11 protein-coding genes and 2 pseudogenes are annotated in these 18,115 nt (G+C 61.0%); 5 read left to right on the forward strand and 8 right to left on the reverse strand.

Annotated elements, in window-relative coordinates:
* Nucleotides 1-67: 67 nt before the first annotated feature.
* The 3 genes from QA635_RS34905 to glmS all read right to left on the reverse strand — a co-directional run bounded on the left by QA635_RS34905 (nt 68) and on the right by glmS (nt 5,675).
* Complete coding sequence (locus tag QA635_RS34905; protein ID WP_283064246.1) at nt 68-2,248, reverse strand: hypothetical protein; 2,181 nt, start codon at nt 2,246-2,248, stop codon at nt 68-70.
* A gap of 936 nt (nt 2,249-3,184) precedes the next feature.
* Complete coding sequence (locus QA635_RS34910; protein WP_283064247.1) at nt 3,185-3,685, reverse strand: hypothetical protein; 501 nt, start codon at nt 3,683-3,685, stop codon at nt 3,185-3,187.
* Between the two features lie 163 nt (nt 3,686-3,848).
* Nucleotides 3,849-5,675 (reverse strand): glutamine--fructose-6-phosphate transaminase (isomerizing), encoded by a 1,827-nt coding sequence (gene glmS / locus QA635_RS34915; protein ID WP_283072009.1) that lies wholly within the window; start codon nt 5,673-5,675, stop codon nt 3,849-3,851.
* 1,393 nt (nt 5,676-7,068) lie between these two features.
* Between glmS and gmd the strand changes: the two genes are divergently transcribed.
* Together gmd and fcl are read left to right on the forward strand one after the other, a co-directional pair.
* A complete protein-coding gene (gmd, locus tag QA635_RS34920) occupies nt 7,069-8,154 on the forward strand; it encodes a GDP-mannose 4,6-dehydratase (RefSeq protein WP_283064248.1) in 1,086 nt (361 codons plus the stop codon).
* Complete coding sequence (gene fcl, locus QA635_RS34925) at nt 8,135-9,178, forward strand: GDP-L-fucose synthase (RefSeq protein WP_283064249.1); 1,044 nt, start codon at nt 8,135-8,137, stop codon at nt 9,176-9,178. Before gmd ends, fcl begins: the two co-directional genes overlap by 20 nt.
* A 249-nt stretch (nt 9,179-9,427) precedes the next feature.
* On the opposite strand, the gene QA635_RS34930 is transcribed toward fcl, so the two are convergent.
* On the reverse strand, nt 9,428-10,567 hold the full coding sequence (locus QA635_RS34930; protein WP_168855253.1) for an MFS transporter: 1,140 nt from the start codon (nt 10,565-10,567) through the stop codon (nt 9,428-9,430).
* An 875-nt stretch (nt 10,568-11,442) separates the two neighbouring features.
* Between QA635_RS34930 and QA635_RS41915 the strand changes: the two are divergent.
* Nucleotides 11,443-12,216: pseudogene (locus QA635_RS41915) on the forward strand (formate dehydrogenase accessory sulfurtransferase FdhD).
* Here the strand turns inward: QA635_RS41915 and QA635_RS34945 are convergent.
* The 3 genes and pseudogenes from QA635_RS34945 to QA635_RS34955 all read right to left on the reverse strand — a co-directional run bounded on the left by QA635_RS34945 (nt 12,164) and on the right by QA635_RS34955 (nt 13,656).
* Nucleotides 12,164-12,489: pseudogene (locus QA635_RS34945) on the reverse strand (hypothetical protein). The pseudogenes QA635_RS41915 and QA635_RS34945 sit on opposite strands and share 53 nt — an antisense overlap.
* Nucleotide 12,490: 1 nt before the next feature.
* Nucleotides 12,491-13,348, reverse strand: coding sequence for an SDR family oxidoreductase (locus QA635_RS34950; protein WP_283064251.1), 858 nt, complete (start codon nt 13,346-13,348; stop codon nt 12,491-12,493).
* A gap of 11 nt (nt 13,349-13,359) precedes the next feature.
* On the reverse strand, nt 13,360-13,656 hold the full coding sequence (locus QA635_RS34955) for a hypothetical protein (protein ID WP_283064252.1): 297 nt from the start codon (nt 13,654-13,656) through the stop codon (nt 13,360-13,362).
* A 258-nt stretch (nt 13,657-13,914) separates the two neighbouring features.
* On the opposite strand from QA635_RS34955, the gene QA635_RS34960 reads away from it, so the two are divergent.
* Nucleotides 13,915-14,418: a YciE/YciF ferroxidase family protein gene (locus tag QA635_RS34960; RefSeq protein ID WP_283064253.1), complete on the forward strand. Its 504-nt coding sequence runs from the start codon at nt 13,915-13,917 to the stop codon at nt 14,416-14,418.
* 91 nt (nt 14,419-14,509) lie between these two features.
* Nucleotides 14,510-14,665 (forward strand): PQ-loop domain-containing transporter, encoded by a 156-nt coding sequence (locus QA635_RS34965; RefSeq protein ID WP_233475203.1) that lies wholly within the window; start codon nt 14,510-14,512, stop codon nt 14,663-14,665.
* Between the two features lie 761 nt (nt 14,666-15,426).
* Here QA635_RS34965 and QA635_RS34970 read toward each other — a convergent pair.
* Nucleotides 15,427-17,946, reverse strand: coding sequence for an excinuclease ABC subunit UvrA (locus QA635_RS34970; RefSeq protein WP_283064254.1), 2,520 nt, complete (start codon nt 17,944-17,946; stop codon nt 15,427-15,429).
* Between the last annotated feature and the right edge of the window lie 169 nt (nt 17,947-18,115).

An 18,115-nucleotide genomic window follows, 5' to 3' on the forward strand; every position in this document is an offset into this window, starting at 1 on the left:
ATGCAACTTTAATGCTAACCTAGATGAGCCAGAGCCTCTCTTCGCGAAAAGCCTAATCAGTCTCAAATTATCTGACGTCGGACAGGCCGCCAACTGCGTTGTTCAACAAGGACCTACAGAATGCAGGCGTGAGCTTGCCGCGGTGGATCACGACGTTTTCGTGCCCCATCGCGGCTCGCGCGCTCTGCCAGTGCCGATTGTAGCCGCGCTGTTCATTGGATTTAACATGGCAAGCGGCGAAGTCGGCGTCAGCTGTCGTCGCCAACTGCCACGCATGTACCGGCCGCTTCGTATGGATGTGCACCCACATCGGATTCGCCGCCGCACCGTTGCGCAGTGCCTTGGGCCGCAGCTTAGTCTCGAACAGCGTCCCCGGATCGCCGCTCAACGCGCGCGGTGGATCCGGAGGCTCCAACTCCCCGGCCGCCCGCAACCATTCAAGGTATTTCTGCGAGGGAAAGCCGTAGCTCTTCATGCAATCGATCATGATCGCGGCTCTTTGCCTCTTCAATGAGTTTGCCTGTCCCTGCACCTCGGAGTACATCGCCTTGAGCCGGACTATCTTGTCGTGCACTTCGGGCACTTGCGCAGGCGTGAGCAAGCCACTTCGACGAGGCTCCTCCACCGCGGCTACACAGGCTTCGATCTCGGCGGCCTGTCTGTGGAGGCGCTCGACGACGATATTTAGGACGTGGTCGGCGTCCTCGGGTTTCATCTGACGCGCTTGTGAGACGGCGCTTTGCTGAGCGGGCAGATCGAACTGCAAAAGTTCGTCCAATCGCTTGAGCAGTCCCGTCAGCGCTTCTCTGGAGGGCGGAGCCTGCCACATCGTCAGGTTTCCGCTCGCCGACGATGACGCCCGCGCGCGGGCCTCCTCCGCGCTCGTGAGTTTCTTTGTACCCAGATCCGAGAGTACGATAACCTTGCGTGTTGGGCTCGTGCCAGCGTCGGACCCGGCGAGCTGCGGCTCAGCGCTCCCAGCTGTCGAACTCCCCTCGCCTGCGGCCGCTGCGCGCCTGCCTTTGCCCTTCCTGCGCGCTGCAGTGCCATCGCCCACCCCGGCAGTATGTTCCGGCAGCGCAGCCCAAGCCGGCGGTTGAATCGTGGCTGGCGTCTTTGGCTGAACTGCCAGCAGCCGCGTGACTTCGTCCGCTGTAAGCCACGCACATTCCACGATCTGGTCCAGCAATTTTAACGGCAGATCGGCTCCCGCTCCGGCGTCCGTCAGGCTGGCAACCATGCCGCTCACTCCTGATGCAAATTCCGAAAGCCGCGCCATGACTCCTTCCAGAACGTCGCGGTGCTCAGCGTCAAGCGCCGCTCCGTTGCTGTTCATCACGGCCTCGGCCGTCGAGTCGAATGCCGGAACAACATCCTCGATGAAGGTCCCGAGCAGACGCACCCGCCCGTTTGCATCGATAAGGGCGTCTCGCACGGCTGGTCCCAACCTGCTCGCTAGGGAGAGCTGCGCGAGAGTGATCTGCGATTCCAGATACTTGCACTTCGTATTGAGTGCATAGCCGGTATGCAGCCGTAGCGCGGCCTCTTCGGACTTCCGCATCTCGGGCGTGCTGCTTGGTAGGTCGGCAGTAGCGGCGCAGACGGACTGCATCCGCTCCGAGCGCAATGCCCTCTTTCTCCACCACTCCATGCAGTGCTCATAGTAGGGCTCCACGCCTGAAAGCACGCGGTTCAGCTGGTCAGGCGAAGCGGTGCGGATGATCCTGCCGAGCAGGGCTGCTGCTTTCTGTCTGCCCTTCTCGAGGCCATCGAAAATCGTAGCAGCCACGGCGTTACATTCGTCGGCCGCGCCCAGCGTCTCATCGCGGAGTTGGCGAGCCCGATCGTCGGGCAGAATGCGCCCCGCCAAACCTGGGGACAAAGCAGCGTAGTAGTCCAGAACTGCTAAGCCTGCCTTGACGACTTGATCGATCAGCTCTTGCCTCTCGGACAAGGTCCGGCCGCGCGTGGCTGCCCTACGACAAGTATTAAGGTCCTCAAGCAGGCTGCCCAACGTTCGCTTCGCTGCCTTAATCTCGTCTCGTGCTGGCGCCGCCACATCCGAAGTTGGTTGCCGGTTCACGAGCGGCGCGGTTCTATCTTGAGGCCCGGAGCGCATCCGCTCCACAACGGCGTCGAAAGATTGACTGCGTTCCCCAGGGACGAGGCCGAACTCCGGGCTCGATACCCCAGTGCTGTCGGCTCCTGCTCCAACGTGCGATTTGCCAGCTCGGCCGATGCCCGTCATATTTTATCTCCGATAGAAGAGTCGAGAATGCGCAGCCTTCCTGGTTAGACCGCTTCACTGACGAGTAGCTGACCAAGAGCATTTTTCCCGATGCACAAGCCCATGTCGCCTCAGGTCCAATTCCATCGCTGCTGCTGTGCTGCTGAAGACAGCGATGCCGCGATGACCGCCTCAGCTGCGGGATCATCACCTGCAGTACATGACCGCAGCCTGAAGCGCGAATTTTTCGCGAGCGCGCTGGGGGCAGCACCCCGCCACTCGATAGCCTTGCATTGGGGGGGCATTTTCCTCTGGAAATTGCCCGCGATCGGCGCAGCAATGCGCGCGCGGACGTTTCGGGCGAAAACCCGTATGCGGGACATCGCGCATAATCTAGTGTCCTAAACCAGAAGTTCATGGCGTTTTAGGCCTTGGCTGACGCATTGTAAGCGCAGAAGCGTTCGATGGAGCTGAGAATGTCGTCGGCTGATTTGGTCCATCGGAATGGGCTGGGTCGGCGTTGTGCTGTTCGATGAAGGACGTGATCTCCACGTATCTCCGCCACGCTGCGGTAGATGCCGCGCCTGATTTTGCGCTCGGTGATGCGGGCAACGAAACGTTCGACCTGACTGAGCCAGGGATGAGCTGGTTGCCTAAATGGACGTGCCAGCGCGGTCTCTTGGCCAGCCAGTTACGGATCAGCGGCCTCTTATGGGTTGCGTTATTGTCTATGACGAGATGTGAACATCCAGATCGTCCGGCACGGCGACTTCGATCTCATCAGAAACTTGCTGAATTCTGTGGCGCGTGGTGCCCGTAACACTTGCCGTTGACCCGGCCGGTTGCGATGTCGAGAGCGGCAAATAGCGATGTCGTGCCATGGCGCTTGTAGTCGTGACTGCGGCGTTCCACCTGACCAGGCCGCATGCGGAACGAGGGTTGGCTCCGATCCAGCGCCTAGATCTGCGGCTTTTCGTCGACACACAGCACGATGGCTCGCTCGGGCGGGGCCACGTAGAGGCCAACGACGTCGCGAACCGTGGCGACGAAGTCAAGATTGTTTGAAAGCTTGAAGGTCTCCAACCGATGCGGTTGCAGGCCGAAGGTGCGCCATATCCGCTGTACCGTCGAGACCGACAGTCCACTGGCCCTCGCCATGCTGCGCGAGCTCCAGTGAGTGGCGTTGGGCGGTTTCGTCTCGAGGGTGCGGACGACCACTGCCTCGATCCGGGCATCTTCGATCGTGCGCGGTGTCGCTGGTCGATCCAGGAACTCCGTCGCATCGCTATCAAGCTCGCTCAACGGCGCATCTCGATCGACCGTGTTCTCGCATGGTCGCTCTGGCGGCGAGCTCACCAGGCCGACGCACGGCCCGCTCACCTCAAACGAAAAATGCAACTGTAATGCTAGGCGTCCATCACGAATGAAGGCGGCCGAAAGTTCGCCTTTTCGGGCCATCGGATCGCCCTCCTTCCGAGGGTCAGTTGGCGCCGGACAGAGCCTACCCAGATCGTAGTCTCCATAATCTCCGCCAGGACGCGGCGGCGAACCAGACTATTATCTGTCATGTTCTTGTATCGCAGAACTGCCGCTGGAGAGCACGTCGACGTTGCTGCGGCGTCTATTCAACAGTGACCGATTTTGCAAGATTACGCGGCTGATCCACGTCCGTCCCCATAACCACGGCGGTATGATAGGCCAGCAGTTGCACCGCGATGGCATAAACCATGGGCGTAAAGCTTGCTGCCATGTTAGGCAACACAATGGTCATGAGCGTATCCACCGTCGCGTCCGAGGCGCCCTTCGCATCGGTGATCAAAATAATGCTGCCGCCTCGAGCGGCCACTTCCTGCATGTTCGAGACTGTTTTCTCGAAGACGTCGTCGTAAGGCGCTATCACCACCACGGGCATGGTCTCATCGACTAATGCGATTGGTCCGTGCTTGAGCTCGCCGGCGGCATAACCTTCCGAGTGGATATAGGAGATTTCCTTCAACTTGAGCGCGCCTTCTAACGCCAGCGGCGCCGATGTGCCCCGGCCGAGATAGAGCACGTCACTCGACTTTGCGATATCACGCGCGAGCTTCTCGATCTGTGGCTCGACCAACAGCGCCGCAGCAATCAGCCGCGGCACTTCGATAAGCTCGCGTACGAGCTTAGATTCATCGATCTCGGACAGTATGCCGCGCTCCCTGCCTGCTGCGACGGCAAGCGCCGCCATAACCGCCAGCTGGCAGACGAATGCCTTGGTGGAGGCGACGCCGATTTCTGGACCCGCCAGTGTCGGCAGCACGGATTCACTCTCGCGCGCGATCGTCGACGTCGGGACGTTGACCACGGATATCGTGTGCAGACCCTGGCTCTTGGCATAGCGCAACGCAGCCAGCGTGTCGGCGGTTTCCCCCGACTGCGAGATGACGATCGCAAGATCGCCGTGGCGCAGAGGCGCCTCCCTGTAGCGGAACTCGGAGGCAACATCGATTTCGACAGGCAGGCGCGCCAACCGCTCGAACCAGTATTTGGCGATATAACCGGCATAACTTGCCGTACCACACGCCGTAATTGAGATACGCTGAATGAAATTAAAGTCGAACGGTAGTGTGAGCGGCAGAGCTATGCGCTCGGCCGCCATATCGAGATAGTGCGCCAATGTCTGCCCGACCACTGTCGGCTGCTCGTGGATTTCCTTGGCCATGAAGTGGCGATAGTTCGCCTTGTCCACCAGCAGTGACGACACACCAGACTTTGATGTTTCCCGATGGACGACAGCCCCGTCTGCGCCATAGATCATGCAAATCGTGCGGGTAAGCACGGCCCAGTCGCCGTCTTCAAGATAGGTGATGGCATCGGTCAAGGGCGCGAGTGCGATCGCGTCCGATCCCAGATAAACTTCGCCGGTACCATGTCCGATCGCAAGGGGCGACCCCTTGCGCGCACCGATCAAAAGATCCTCATGGCCTTTGAACAGGAACGCCAGAGCGAAAGCTCCGCGCAGTCGTGGCAGCGAGGCTCGTACCGCATCCTGCGGCGAGTAACCATTCTTGAGGTACGATTCGACGAGATGCGCCACCACCTCGGTGTCGGTCTCTGAGCTGAAATGAGCTCCATTCCGCTCTAGTTCGGCCCGCAGTTCGCGGAAATTCTCAATGATCCCGTTATGAACGACCGCGACATTGTCCGTTGCGTGCGGGTGAGCATTGCTTTCGGTCGGTTTTCCATGCGTCGCCCAGCGAGTGTGACCAATACCGCTATGGCCCGACGGCGGATAATCGCGCAGCCGCTCCTCAAGGTTTCTCAGCTTACCTTCAGCGCGCCGGCGCTCGATACGGAGACCTTCGAGCGTCGCGACGCCCGCGGAGTCATAGCCACGATATTCCAATCGTCTGAGCGAAGCGACCAATTGCCCAGCGACCGGACCACGTCCCAAGATGCCGACTATTCCACACATATCGATCAATGCAGCCCACATTCAAGAAGCCAAATGTCCCCTAAAGGAGCATTTTCACGAAATTCGCGCGCCCGGTTGGGAATGGGTATCAAGTTCTGAATTTGATGCAGTTGCCTGTCACCGTCGCATTCACAGGCGTGAGTTCGATGTCTTTCAACCATCATCGCCTCGCCCAGCCACGCTCCGCCTTTGGTTGTCCGCTATCGAGTACAAACTGCGATGCGGCCGCGAATGGCGGGTGGGCTCTATGTGCAGGCGCGCTTGCGCGGCTTGGTGCGGCATCTAACCCCGGCACAAACAGATCCGTTGCTCGATGGCGACGATAACAACCGGCGTCGCAACAAGCCCAGTGCGAGGATATATCGCGCAGGGCGTCAGGCTTCATAGATTGAGGACATTTGAACCAGATCGACAGACCCGTTGTCTCACAGTAAAACGTCATGTCATATTTGGCTCATCGTCGCTGATGAGCCATTCACGGCTCTTCAGCTCAAACTCCCGAGAAACGCGCGGCGACGCGGCCGATCCGGTTAGCAGCTGGTGTGGGGGCACTGAATCCCCGCACCTCACCGAGGGTCTCCACGAGAGGCTTGCACCGGCCGCGCTCCATTGGACAGAAGGATGCAGCCTCACGGCACTCTCCACATGGCCGGGTGTAGGCGTGTTTACGCAGCCGCTCTAGGCCGGCTTAAGACGCTCATCATACTCGGATGTAAGCTATACGATTGGCATCGAACACTCTATTGTACGAACGTAAGCTTTCGATATCGAAACGTTCGAAGAACTATACCGACGTTTGCTACTCTTCCTCATTTCGTCTTGCGTCTCCCGTGCACTTCCTACGCGAGCTGCACTATTGGCAGAAGCGCAGAGGTCGATGCCCCTAGCGACCAGATCGCGTGCTCTATTCGGAGGCGGGGCCGCTTTGTAGAATACGATATTGGTGTGTAGCTTCACTGTGTGCTGGCTTGCATGCCGTCATTCTCTATAAATGCGTCGACAACCGCGCTTCAGCACATCGCTCTATTCGGCCGTGGCCGACCCACGCAAATGGATACAGCATGTACCTGGAGACGGATAAGGAACACAGACCGTCGGCATCCATCTCATAGGAAACATCGCTGGATCAGCGCGTCTAACTGGGTCTGCGTGTACGGCGTTTCGTCCAGCTCCGGTTCGCGTGTGTTAGCTGCCGTTCTTTTTGACTCTGAATGGTACAGTCGAGAATAAATCAATGTATATAGTGCGCATTTCTATGTGAGGTGTATGACTAGAGTTGCGATCGCTTTCCTCTTATTGCGGGTGGTGCGCGCTTGTGCATCTAGATCGAGAAAGCGCTCCGCAAATCGCGTTTCGAAAGGGCGCCCTCGTTCTAGCGGAACTAAGAGAAGCAATGGCGGCTCAGGACTCAAAGCGGCGCGTTGCGCTGATCACCGGCGTGACCGGGCAGGACGGCGCGTATCTCGCCGAATATCTGCTCGGTCTCGGCTACACCGTGCACGGGATCAAGCGCCGGTCGTCCTCGTTCAACACCGCGCGCGTCGACCATCTCTACCAGGATCCGCATGCCGGCAACGTGCCCTTCCTGATGCACTATGGCGACATGACCGATTCGACCAATCTGATCCGCCTGGTGCAGCAGATCCGGCCGACCGAAATCTACAACCTCGCCGCCCAGAGCCACGTCCAGGTCAGTTTCGAGAGCCCGGAATACACCGCCAACGCCGATGCGATCGGCGTGCTGCGGCTCTTGGAGGCAATCCGCATCCTCGGCATGGAAAAGGAAACGCGGTTCTACCAGGCCTCGACCTCGGAGCTTTACGGGCTCGTGCAGGAGGTGCCGCAGAAGGAAACCACGCCGTTCTATCCGCGCTCGCCCTATGGCGTCGCCAAGCTCTACGGCTACTGGATCACGGTGAACTACCGTGAGGCCTATGGCATGTTTGCCAGCAACGGCATCCTGTTCAACCATGAGAGCCCGATCCGCGGCGAGACCTTCGTGACGCGCAAGATCACCCGCGCCGTCGCCCGCATCGAGGTCGGCCTCGAGAACAAGCTCTATCTCGGCAATCTCGACGCCAAGCGCGACTGGGGCCACGCCCGCGACTATGTCGAGGGCATGCACAGGATCCTGCAGGTGGACGAGCCCGGTGACTTCGTGCTCGCGACCGGCGAGACGCGGTCGGTCCGCGAGTTCGTCGAGCTGGCGTTTGCCGAGGTCGGCCGCAGCATCGAATGGCACGGCAAGGGTGTCGAGGAGGTCGGTGTCGACAAGGCGTCCGGCAACACCCTGGTGCAGATCGATCCGACCTACTTCCGCCCGACCGAGGTCGATCTTCTGATCGGCGACGCCAGCAAGGCGCGCACCAAGCTCGGCTGGACGCCGAAGACGCCGTTCGCGCAACTGGTGAAGGAAATGGTCGCCAGCGATCTCGTCGAGGCCAGGCAGGACGCGGCCAATGGCAAGCACGGCGTTTGAGCTGAAGGGCAAGACGGTCTTCGTCGCCGGCCATCGCGGCATGGTCGGCTCGGCGCTGATGCGCCGGCTGGCGCGCGAGGAGGCCGATCTCCTGACGGTGTCGCGCAGCGAGGTCGATTTGCGCGACCAAGCCGCGGTCAACGCCTGGTTTGCCGCCAAGCGGCCGCAGGCCGTGTTCCTCGCCGCCGCCAAGGTCGGCGGCATCGTCGCCAACAACACGCTGCGGGCCGAATTTCTCTACGACAATCTGGCGATCTCGAGCAACGTGATTCAGGCGGCGCACGCCAATGGCTGTGAGAAGCTGATGTTCTTCGGCTCGTCCTGCATCTATCCGCGCCTGGCGCCGCAGCCGCTGCGCGAGGATTCGATGCTGACCGGCCCGCTGGAGCCGACCAACGAGCCCTATGCCATCGCCAAGATCGCCGGCATCAAGATGGCCGAGGCCTATCGCAGCCAGTACGGCGCCGATTACATCAGCGTGATGCCGACCAATCTCTACGGCCCCGGCGACAATTATCACCCCGAATACAGCCACGTCGTCGCCGCGCTGATCCGCCGCTTCCACGAGGCCAAGGTTTCGGGCGCCAGCAGCGTCGTCGTGTGGGGCACCGGCACGCCGCGCCGCGAATTCCTCTATGTCGACGATCTCGCCGACGCCTGCATCCATCTGATGAAGACCTATTCATCGCCCGAACTGGTCAATATCGGCACCGGCGAGGACATCACCATCGCCGAGTTCGCACTCATGGTCGCGGCCGCCGTCGGCTATCGCGGTGAGATCAGCTTCGATACGTCGCGCCCGGACGGCACGCCGCGCAAGCTGCTCGACATCAGTCGTCTGGCCAGGCTCGGCTGGCGTGCCCAGACCTCGCTGGAAGATGGCATTCAGCTAGCGTATCGGGCATATCTCGCCGACAGCAAATGGACGGCACTGCTTATCCCCGACAAGTGGCGTAAGCAGGCCCATCCGAGGATCCGTGCGCGGGGATCCCCTCCCTGGCCCCGTTGCTCGCGTAACGATTAACTTTGCCGCGGGTTGCCCAACGCTCTTCGTCAGCAGCGCTCGGTTGGCGTTCGATCATCCAAGTGACACCCACACCCTAGCTACGGTTCAGCGAGCCAACTCGCATGAACAGAGGAACGGTTGTGATCGAGACTTACCATTTTACTGCTATCAGGTTTAGACCTGATCGACTCTCAGCCTTGAACGCTCGGCGCCGCGGCCGATCATTGGCTCGAAACGTGCCGATGTCCTTTCCTCTCGATCGGCGGCCTAGCGAGGGTCGGCAATAACCATCCGCGCCGACAGCGTGACAATGCACATGAGCGCGCCTAACATGCCGAACGCAAAAGGCAAGCCGGTCATGTGTGCGACGAGCCCGATGCTGGCGGGACCCATCAGTATACCCGCGTAGCCAGCTGTCGTGATGACCGCGATCGCAACGCCTACCGGCATCACCTTCTGCTTGCCAGCGCGGCGACACAGTACAGGTACAACATTTGAAATACCCAATCCAATAAGAAGGAACCCCGCCATGGCAATCACCGCAACCGGCGCGGCGACGACAGCCAGGAAGCCTATCATGATTGGTAGAGTTCCGAGCATCAATGTGGCACGGTCGCCGATTCGCTCCACCACGGCATCTCCACCGAGACGTCCCGCAGTCATCGCGATGGCGAAGAGCATACAGCCAAGACCTCCATGCGCCTCAGCGAGAAGATCTTGCCCAACGAGAAGCAAAGCGCTCCAATCAAGCATTGCACCTTCGACAAGAAACGTAATAGCCGCGAGCGCAGCTATTAGCACCACATTGCGATGAGGCAAGACAAACACAGGCCCCCGCTGCCTTACACTCGTCGCGGTCAACCGCGGCCAGGCCGACACAATCGCGATCATCATAAACGTCGAACAGACTAACGTCGAAAAAAGCGGACCAAGCTGAAGCGAAAGGAACAAAGTTACTGCGGCAGAGCCGGTGAATTCACCGATGCTGTAATGGGCATGGAAGCCGGACATCAAGGGACGGCCGGTGGCCCGCTCCAGTTCAATCGCATAGATGTTCATGGCTACATCGATCGCACCCAGTGAAACGCCGAACGCAAACAGCGTGGCACCGAGCGCAAGAGTTGTTCCGGCGATAGCAAGCCACGGCAGGATAAGCGCGAGGCCGAGTCCACCCACGAAGATAATGGGCTTGCTGCCGTACCGCGCATTCGACACGCTGGTCAAAAGCATAGCGAGAACGGATCCCATTCCGAGACAGAGCAGCAGAAGACCAAGCATGCGGTCATCTACCGCGAGGCGCTCCTTGGCGAGCGGCACCAAAGGCGCCCACGCCGCGAGGCCAAATCCGGCAACAAAAAACGCAAGCCGCGTCCCAAGCAGGCCGGCAGCCCAATTGGCAGATGGAATCACGGGCACTCCTGAGAGAACGGGCTGGTGAGCGCGGCGCCCCTCATCCTGTGTGCGCCGCCTGCAAGCGATCCGCAGCTCGACGATGGTGGCCTCACGTTGACATTTTTCATCCCTGCAAATGCGATGCCATCGCAAGAACTCGAGCCACCCCCAGAGGGCAAGCGCCAACGCGGAATGATCGTCAAGCTCCAGACACCGGTTTGGCCTATCTTTCTCGGATAGGCTAGCCGTACGAAGGACGCTAGTCTTAGCTTGTTTCTGACGGTCAGAGGCGCAACAACTCGAGTTGGCTTTGTCGCAAAGCGCACAAAGCCGACGGCACCCGGACCTTGCGTGTACTTCGAGAAGAACACCACAACTCGTGCGAACACGGCCGTCAGCTCCCCGGCAGCATTTGCTGTCAGTCTGGAAGCTCTCGTAAAAGCAAAGGCGCTGCGCTACGCCTGAGCTCAATACAACGAACATTCACGGAGGACCGGAGCTGACCGCGGGGAGCTTCTACACTACACACCGGGGCATCGGATCGCGGCAGATTGAAGACATTCGTAACAGGGCCTACCGTCTTTGGAAGCGGGCTGGCGAACCGGCATGAGCGATGGACACCTTCTGGTACAAAGCGGAAGCCGAGTTGTTAACCGATGACGTCCCCAAGGGATGACAGACAATCTGCCGGTTCGACGGCCCAGCTCTCGAACCACTTGCCGACGGCCTAGCGCAATGGCAACCACTGACGGCATGGCGTTGGCTTAGGAACCATCACCTCATTAGGGCGTCGCTTCCTCTTTCCGGAGGTCGCGTTGACTTGCGGCCCGCACGCTTGCCGAAGATACCCCAGGGCCCTGACGTACAATGGAACGACGCTTGCCGTCGTGATGGCGGCATCCGCCGATCTCACTCATCTTGCCTTCGGGTTCAGCTTGACTGAGGGAATCATTGCTGCGCCGATCCGAGATCGAGGACCTCGACATCGTCCGGCACGCGGACAACGTGGAGCGCGAATGTGGCTCACCTCCGACCGGAGCGACCGCCTTGCGGCACGGCGGCGGCGACTGGTCGGCTCGCTGCGGCCTCCGCGGGACCGAAAGCCTGGCCGACGCCTGTTCGCCCACCCCACATGTCACGAGTGACCTATCGCTCGCCGGCGAAGACATTTTCTTGCTGTGCACGGGCTGACCGCGGCACGGGATATCAATCGTGCGACCCGGGCGACGCACGCCGCCGGGCTTTATCGGCCTGGTTCAGGGTTATTGTTCCTACGCGAAGATGTCGGCCGGCAAAATGCCCTCGACGAGCTCGCGCGAGCGATGGCCGCAGAGAGGGGTCGTCGGCTCCTTAGGCGCGCTGGTTCTCACCAGCCGCGTATCGTCGCAGTCATCGAGAAGCTGTCGAAGCAACTCGGCAATACGCCGGCAATCTGCCGCAAGAGTTATGTCCATCCGGAGATCCTGAGCGCCTACATGTCCGGCGATCTCGTCAAAATGACCGAGGCCAAGATTGCGCAGAAGTTCAAGCGCCAATACGCAACCTCACTTCGGATGAGATCATGGTCCTCGCCTTCCTCCACAAGCGGCTTCCGACTCTCAAGTCCGCGGATCAGCCATAACGCTTGGCCTTGGCGTACCACGCGGCGTAGGGGGTGTTCTTGACGGCGTATCGGTTGTCGGGGGCGCCGTCGTCCCACCACGCCGGCCCGCGCTCGCCCAAGCTGCGCTTCGCTTCGTCGATCCTGCGATGGGCTTCCAGTTCGGCGTCGCGATCTCTCGCGCTTTTCGAAACCTTGACGGCCCACCGCGCATCCATGAGCGCCTTGACGAGACGCGCCTTCGCGGCTCGATGTTCGGATCGCTCAGGCGCCAGAGCTTTCCTTTCACGACGAAGTAGCGCCCATCCGGGGTGACGGGATGCTTGATGCCGGCCATCTCAAATGAAGGGCTTGCCCCCTGTGACCGCGACGGTCGTCCCCGACGTGTAGCTTGAGAGCGGGTCAGCCAGCATCACATAGGCCGTGGCAAGCTCCGCCGGTTGACCGGCGCGCTTCATCGGCACTTGCTTGCCAAAGTTCTTGACCGCGTCGTCCGGCATCGACGAGGGGATGAGCGGCGTCCAGATCGGGCCCGGCGCCACGGCGTTCACGCGTATGCCTCTTTCGGCCAGCATCTGAGCCAGGCCGCCGGTGAAATTCTGAATGGCGCCCTTCGTCGTGGCGTAGGCGAGCAGAATGGGGTTCGGCATGTCGGAGTTGACCGAAGCAGTATTGATGATGGCGGCGCCCGGCTTCATGTGCGGCACAGCCGCCTTCGCAAGGAAGAACATCGCGTGGATGTTGACCTCGAAGGTCATGCGCCATTCCTCGTCGCTGATGTCGCCGATGTCGGCGAAAGTCGCCTGGTGCGCGGCGTTGTTGACGAGAATGTCGACGCCGCCGAGGTCCCGTACAGCACGACCGACCACGGCGCGGCAATGGTCGGCCGAGCGCAAGTCGCCATCGACCAGGATAGCTTTGCGGCCCTCCTTCTCGATGAGCGCTGCGACTTCCTTGGCGTCGTCGATCTCGTCGAGGTAAGCGATCAGGATGTCGGCGCCCTCGCGGGCGAACGCGATTGCAATCGCGCGCCCGATGCCGCTATCGCCGCCAGTGATGATCGCACGCTTGCCTTGGAGTCGTCCCGATCCCTTATAGCTGGCTTCTCCATGATCTGGACGCGGATCCATCTTCGCGGTCGAACCGGGCATTGGCTGGCGCTGATCGGGAAAGGGGGGCTTAGGATAATCTGGCATGGGCCGACGCCTTAGTTCGTCCGGACGAGCTTGGCACCGACGCCCTTCAGAGCGTCGGCAACGCGCGTAGGGACGTCCTCGTGAAAGCCGAGCGACGCCTCGATCGGACTTTCGAGCATTCCCCCCTGCTTCGGCATCTGGGCCGCCTTCGCGTCTGCACCGGCCGGACGGTCGCCGGTGGTGTTGGCAGCGCCCGCGGGCCGCACGAAGACGTCTCCCCCCGGAACGCCGCAATCCTGCACGATGTGCTCGACAGCGAGCTCCGCCGCTTGCCGGGTGTGGAATTCTGCGATGACGGTGCTTTCCATTCGGACTCCTTGCGGCAGGCGGCTGCCATCAACCGATCGCAGACGTGACAGTTCCTATATCCCGCCGCCTCCGCCGGCCCAGTAGCCAAGGAACGGCGCAGGGATCCGCTCGTTGCATTCGAAAACTCCGCCCGAATGTCGAGACTGACGACGGAAACGTTGTTGGCTGCGTGGCCCGCTTAGCCATCGCCGGCCAGTTAGGAACACTTCCTATTTGTCGTCGTTTGCCGTGCGGCAATTCAATAATGGGAGACATCCATGGGTTTCTTCACCAAAGACATCAAGACGCTGAACGACCTCTTCGTGCACACCCTGCAGGACATCTATTACGCCGAGCAGCAGATCGCGAAGAATCTGCCGGATATGATCGAGAAGGCAGGTGACCAATCCTTGAAGAAGGGTTTCGAGACTCACCTCGCGGAGACCAAGAGCCAGATCACTCGGCTTGAAAAGGTCTTCAAGATGCATGGTGCCGAGGCCAAGGGCGTGGACTGCCCCGCGATCGACGGCATCCTCGAGGAAGCCAGCGACGTAGCCAGCGACGTCGACGACACGACGGTTCTCGACGCCGCCCTCATCGCGGCCGCGCAGGCCGTCGAGCACTACGAGATCACGCGCTACGGCTCGCTGATCGCGTGGGCGAAGAAGCTCGGGCGCGACGACTGCGCCTCCGTTCTCCAGGAAAACCTCGACGAGGAAAAGGCGACGGATAAGAAGCTCAACGACATGGCCGTCAACAGCGTGAATCAGCGCGCCGCATGATGCTTCCCAATCCGAAGGCCGGCTGCCGACACAGGCGGCCGGCAGCCTTAGGGATCCAAACGCCGGCGGGCCGGAACGCCCGTACACTGTGATGGGTGAACTCTCATCGTACGTCGGCGGCATCGCGGCCTCCCTGGCGTCGCTGTCCTACATTCCGCAAGTTCAGAAGGCCTGGCCGCGCGGATCGACGCAAGATCTCTCTCTGGGCATGCTCGCGACGCTTATCTCGGTCTCGCGCTATGGGTAGTCTACGGCCTGCTAAGCCCACGACTGGGTCGTCGACGGCGCGAATTCGATCGGAGCCGCCCTGTCCGCCGTCGTGCTGGGCTGCAAGATCCGAGACCTCTAACCTAGATGACTAGGCCGATCGACGACATCACCGCCTTTGGAGGACGATTTGCTCAACTCCGTCGCCGCTGAGAGGCTGTGGAAGCTCGGCACATGCTACGCGCTGCGCAGCCAGTCCGACGGCTGCAATTCCGGGCCGCTCTCTCCGAAGCGTCGAAGATCATACCTTGATCCTTCAGGATCGATCGACGCTCATCTTGGGATGCTTCAGGGACCACGAGCTGCAAAGTCTGATCGCCGTCGAGCCCCCGAATAGAGCTGGAGCGTCTGAATGGGAACACGATATCCCGACCTTTCAAGCGAATCCTGGAGGCTGCGGAGCTTCTGCGGAACGCTGTCGACGATCCTCCACATCAAATACGAATCCTTTGAATATCGAACGCATCGTCCTTGATTTCCTAAGCTAAAGCGAGCCGGGTCATCGCCACAATGCGCGACCTTTTGGGGCCGACTTTTCTCGCCAGCAGAGAGAGAGAGGGAGAGAGAGAGGGAAAACGACGCGCGCCTCGTTCAGGCGCCAAGCAGTATAGGAAGTCGGTCGAGAACATGATGCGGTCCTGGCAAGCACCTCGATGGCGCAGCGCAGGTCTCTCGGGCTCCATGCCGCTCGGCGTCATCGTGACGTTGCTTTAGAAGCCTTCGGCAATGGTCCTCTTGAGGCTAAAGTGCCTTCGCCAAATAGGTCGCTGTTCGGCTTCCGGATGTGGCAACCTGCTTCGGCGGCCCTGACGCCACGATGCGGCCACCCTCGTTGCCCGCTCCGGGCCCCACATCGAGGATCCAGTCGCTGTTCGCGGCGACGGACATGTCGTGTTCGACCAGGATCACGGTGTTGCCGGCGTCGACGAGGCCCTGAAGTTGCCTGCTCAACTTCCGCACGTCGGATGGGTGCAGGCCGGTCGTCGGTTCGTCGAGAACGTAGAGCGTCCCGCCGCGCTGCGCCCGCTGCAACTCGGTCGCGAGCTTGACGCGCTGCGCCTCACCTCCAGAGAGCTCGGTCGCCGACTGACCGAGCCTGATATAGCCCAATCCCACTTCTCGGAGCACGCCCAGCGACCGGGAAAGCGTTTCGTCTTCTCGGAAGAACGCGAATGCCACGTCGACCGTCATCGCCAGCACCTCCGCAATCGATTTGTCGCGAATTTTGATCTCGAGCGTCTTCGCGTTGTAACGAGCGCCCTTGCAGGTCGGGCAGGGCGTGTAGACGCTCGGAAGAAAAAGAAGCTCGACGCAAACGTATCCCTCGCCCTCGCACGTCTCGCAGCGGCCCTTGGCGACGTTGAACGAGAACCGGCCGGCGTCGTATCGCCTGGCGCGTGCCGGCTTCGTCGCGGCGAACAGCTTGCGCACGTGATCGAGCAACCCGGTGTAGGTCGCCAGATTGGACCGCGGGGTTCGTCCGATCGGCTTCTGGTCCACGACGACGAGTCGCTTGATCCGATCGAGACCTTCGGCGATCTCGCCGCCCAGTGTGCGCACCCGCTCCTCGAGTTCGCCTTCGTCCGGATCCGCCTCCCGGCGTTGACCAAGCCGCTCGGCAACGGCTTCGACGAGAAACTGGCTGACCAGAGTGGACTTGCCCGAGCCCGAGACGCCGGTCACGCAGGTGAGGACGCCGAGAGGGAGGTCGGCATTCAGGCCGCCGAGGTTGTTGCGCGTGACTCCCCGCAGCTTCAGCCAGCCAATCGGCTCGCGAACCTTTCGTGTCGGCTCAGCGGTTTCGCCGAAAAGGAAGCGCCGCGTCTGCGATGATTTCACTTCGGCCAATCCCGCAAGTCGTCCGCTGTAGAGTATCTTACCGCCCTGCTCTCCCGCGGCAGGCCCGACATCAATGATCCAGTCGGCCCGGCGCACCACGTCGAGCTCGTGTTCGACGATGAAGAGCGAGTTGCCCGAGGCTTTCAGATGCTCCAGCGCTCGCAGCAACGCTTCAGTGTCCGCCGGGTGCAGGCCGGCCGACGGCTCGTCCAACACGTAGACGACGCCGAACAGGTTTGATCTGACCTGCGTCGCGAGACGAAGCCTCTGCAGTTCGCCCGGAGACAAGGTCGGCGTGCTTCGCTCGAGCGTCAGATACCCAAGGCCGAGATCCAGCAAAACCTCGAGGCGCCCCGCGAGGTCTTTGACGATCCTTTGCACGACGAGCGCCTTTTCGGGATGAGACTCGTTCGGCTCCGCTCGATCGATATACGGCTTGACGAGCGCTTCCAGCTTCTTCAACGGCAGGCGCGACATCTCGGCGATGTCCAGTCGGGCGAACTTGACGGAGAGAGCTTCCGGCTTGAGCCTCTTGCCCTTGCAGACCGGGCAGTCGTCGCTCGACAGGAATTGCGCCACGCGCCGCTTCATCATCGCACTCTGCGTAGTGGCATACGTCTGCAGGACGTATTTGCGAGCCCCGGTGAAGGTGCCCATGTAGCTCGGTTCTTCCTTTTTCTTCAGGGCCCTGCGTGTTTCAGCGGGTGTGTATCCGGCGTAAACCGGAACGGTCGGCTGCTCCTCGGTGAAGAGGATCCAGTCGCGATCCTTCTTAGGGAGTTCGCGCCACGGCCGGTCGACGTCGTAACCGAGCGTGACCAAGATGTCTCTGAGGTTCTGCCCCTGCCAGGCCGACGGCCAGGCCGCGACCGCCCGCTCCCGAATGGTCAATGCGTCATCGGGCACCAGCGTCCGTTCGTCGACCCGATGGACACGCCCGATGCCGTGGCAATTGGGACAGGCGCCCTCCGGCGTGTTGGGCGAGAAGGATTCCGCGTAGAGCAATGGTTGGCCGCGCGGATAGTCGCCGGCGCGTGAGTACAGCATCCTCAGCAAGTTGGACAACGTGGTGACGCTACCCACCGAGGACCTGGTCGTCGGCGATCCGCGCTGCTGCTGCAGCGCGACGGCCGGCGGCAATCCTTCAACGACGTCGACGTCGGGCACCTGCATTTGGTGAAACAGCCGACGCGCATATGGCGACACGGATTCGAGATACCGCCGCTGCGCCTCCGCATATAAGGTTCCGAACGCCAGCGAGGACTTTCCGGATCCGGAGACCCCGGTGAAGACCACGAGCTCGTTGCGGGGAATGTCGAGCGAGACATCCTTGAGATTGTGCTCGCGCGCTCCTCTGACGCGAACGAAGCCGTCACGCGCTTCGGGCGGCGGTTCTTCTGGTCTTTTTGCTTTGGCATCCATCTGGAAAGAAGCTCGGCCGGGGCGCAGGGTTCCGTGCAGCGCTATAGTGCAATTACGGGCACCGCGGTTGTCGGCAGGCGCGCCATGACGTTCCCTGAGATTTCAGATGCGCTTCGACAAGCCCACGCGGAGTGGACCCAAGCCGCAGGCTCAGTGAGATAGCGCTTAC

The organism is Bradyrhizobium brasilense, assembly GCF_029714345.1.
Lineage (GTDB): Bacteria > Pseudomonadota > Alphaproteobacteria > Rhizobiales > Xanthobacteraceae > Bradyrhizobium > Bradyrhizobium australafricanum.

Bases quoted from the DNA above. Each gene is read 5' to 3' on its own strand.
- QA635_RS34905 (WP_283064246.1), bottom strand. From the start codon at position 2,248: ATGACGGGCATCGGCCGAGCTGGCAAATCGCACGTTGGAGCAGGAGCC.
- QA635_RS34910 (WP_283064247.1), bottom strand. From the start codon at position 3,685: ATGGCCCGAAAAGGCGAACTTTCGGCCGCCTTCATTCGTGATGGACGC.
- glmS (WP_283072009.1), bottom strand. From the start codon at position 5,675: ATGTGTGGAATAGTCGGCATCTTGGGACGTGGTCCGGTCGCTGGGCAA.
- gmd (WP_283064248.1), top strand. From the start codon at position 7,069: ATGGCGGCTCAGGACTCAAAGCGGCGCGTTGCGCTGATCACCGGCGTG.
- fcl (WP_283064249.1), top strand. From the start codon at position 8,135: ATGGCAAGCACGGCGTTTGAGCTGAAGGGCAAGACGGTCTTCGTCGCC.
- QA635_RS34950 (WP_283064251.1), bottom strand. From the start codon at position 13,348: ATGCCAGATTATCCTAAGCCCCCCTTTCCCGATCAGCGCCAGCCAATG.
- QA635_RS34955 (WP_283064252.1), bottom strand. From the start codon at position 13,656: ATGGAAAGCACCGTCATCGCAGAATTCCACACCCGGCAAGCGGCGGAG.
- QA635_RS34960 (WP_283064253.1), top strand. From the start codon at position 13,915: ATGGGTTTCTTCACCAAAGACATCAAGACGCTGAACGACCTCTTCGTG.
- QA635_RS34965 (WP_233475203.1), top strand. From the start codon at position 14,510: ATGGGTGAACTCTCATCGTACGTCGGCGGCATCGCGGCCTCCCTGGCG.
- QA635_RS34970 (WP_283064254.1), bottom strand. From the start codon at position 17,946: ATGGATGCCAAAGCAAAAAGACCAGAAGAACCGCCGCCCGAAGCGCGT.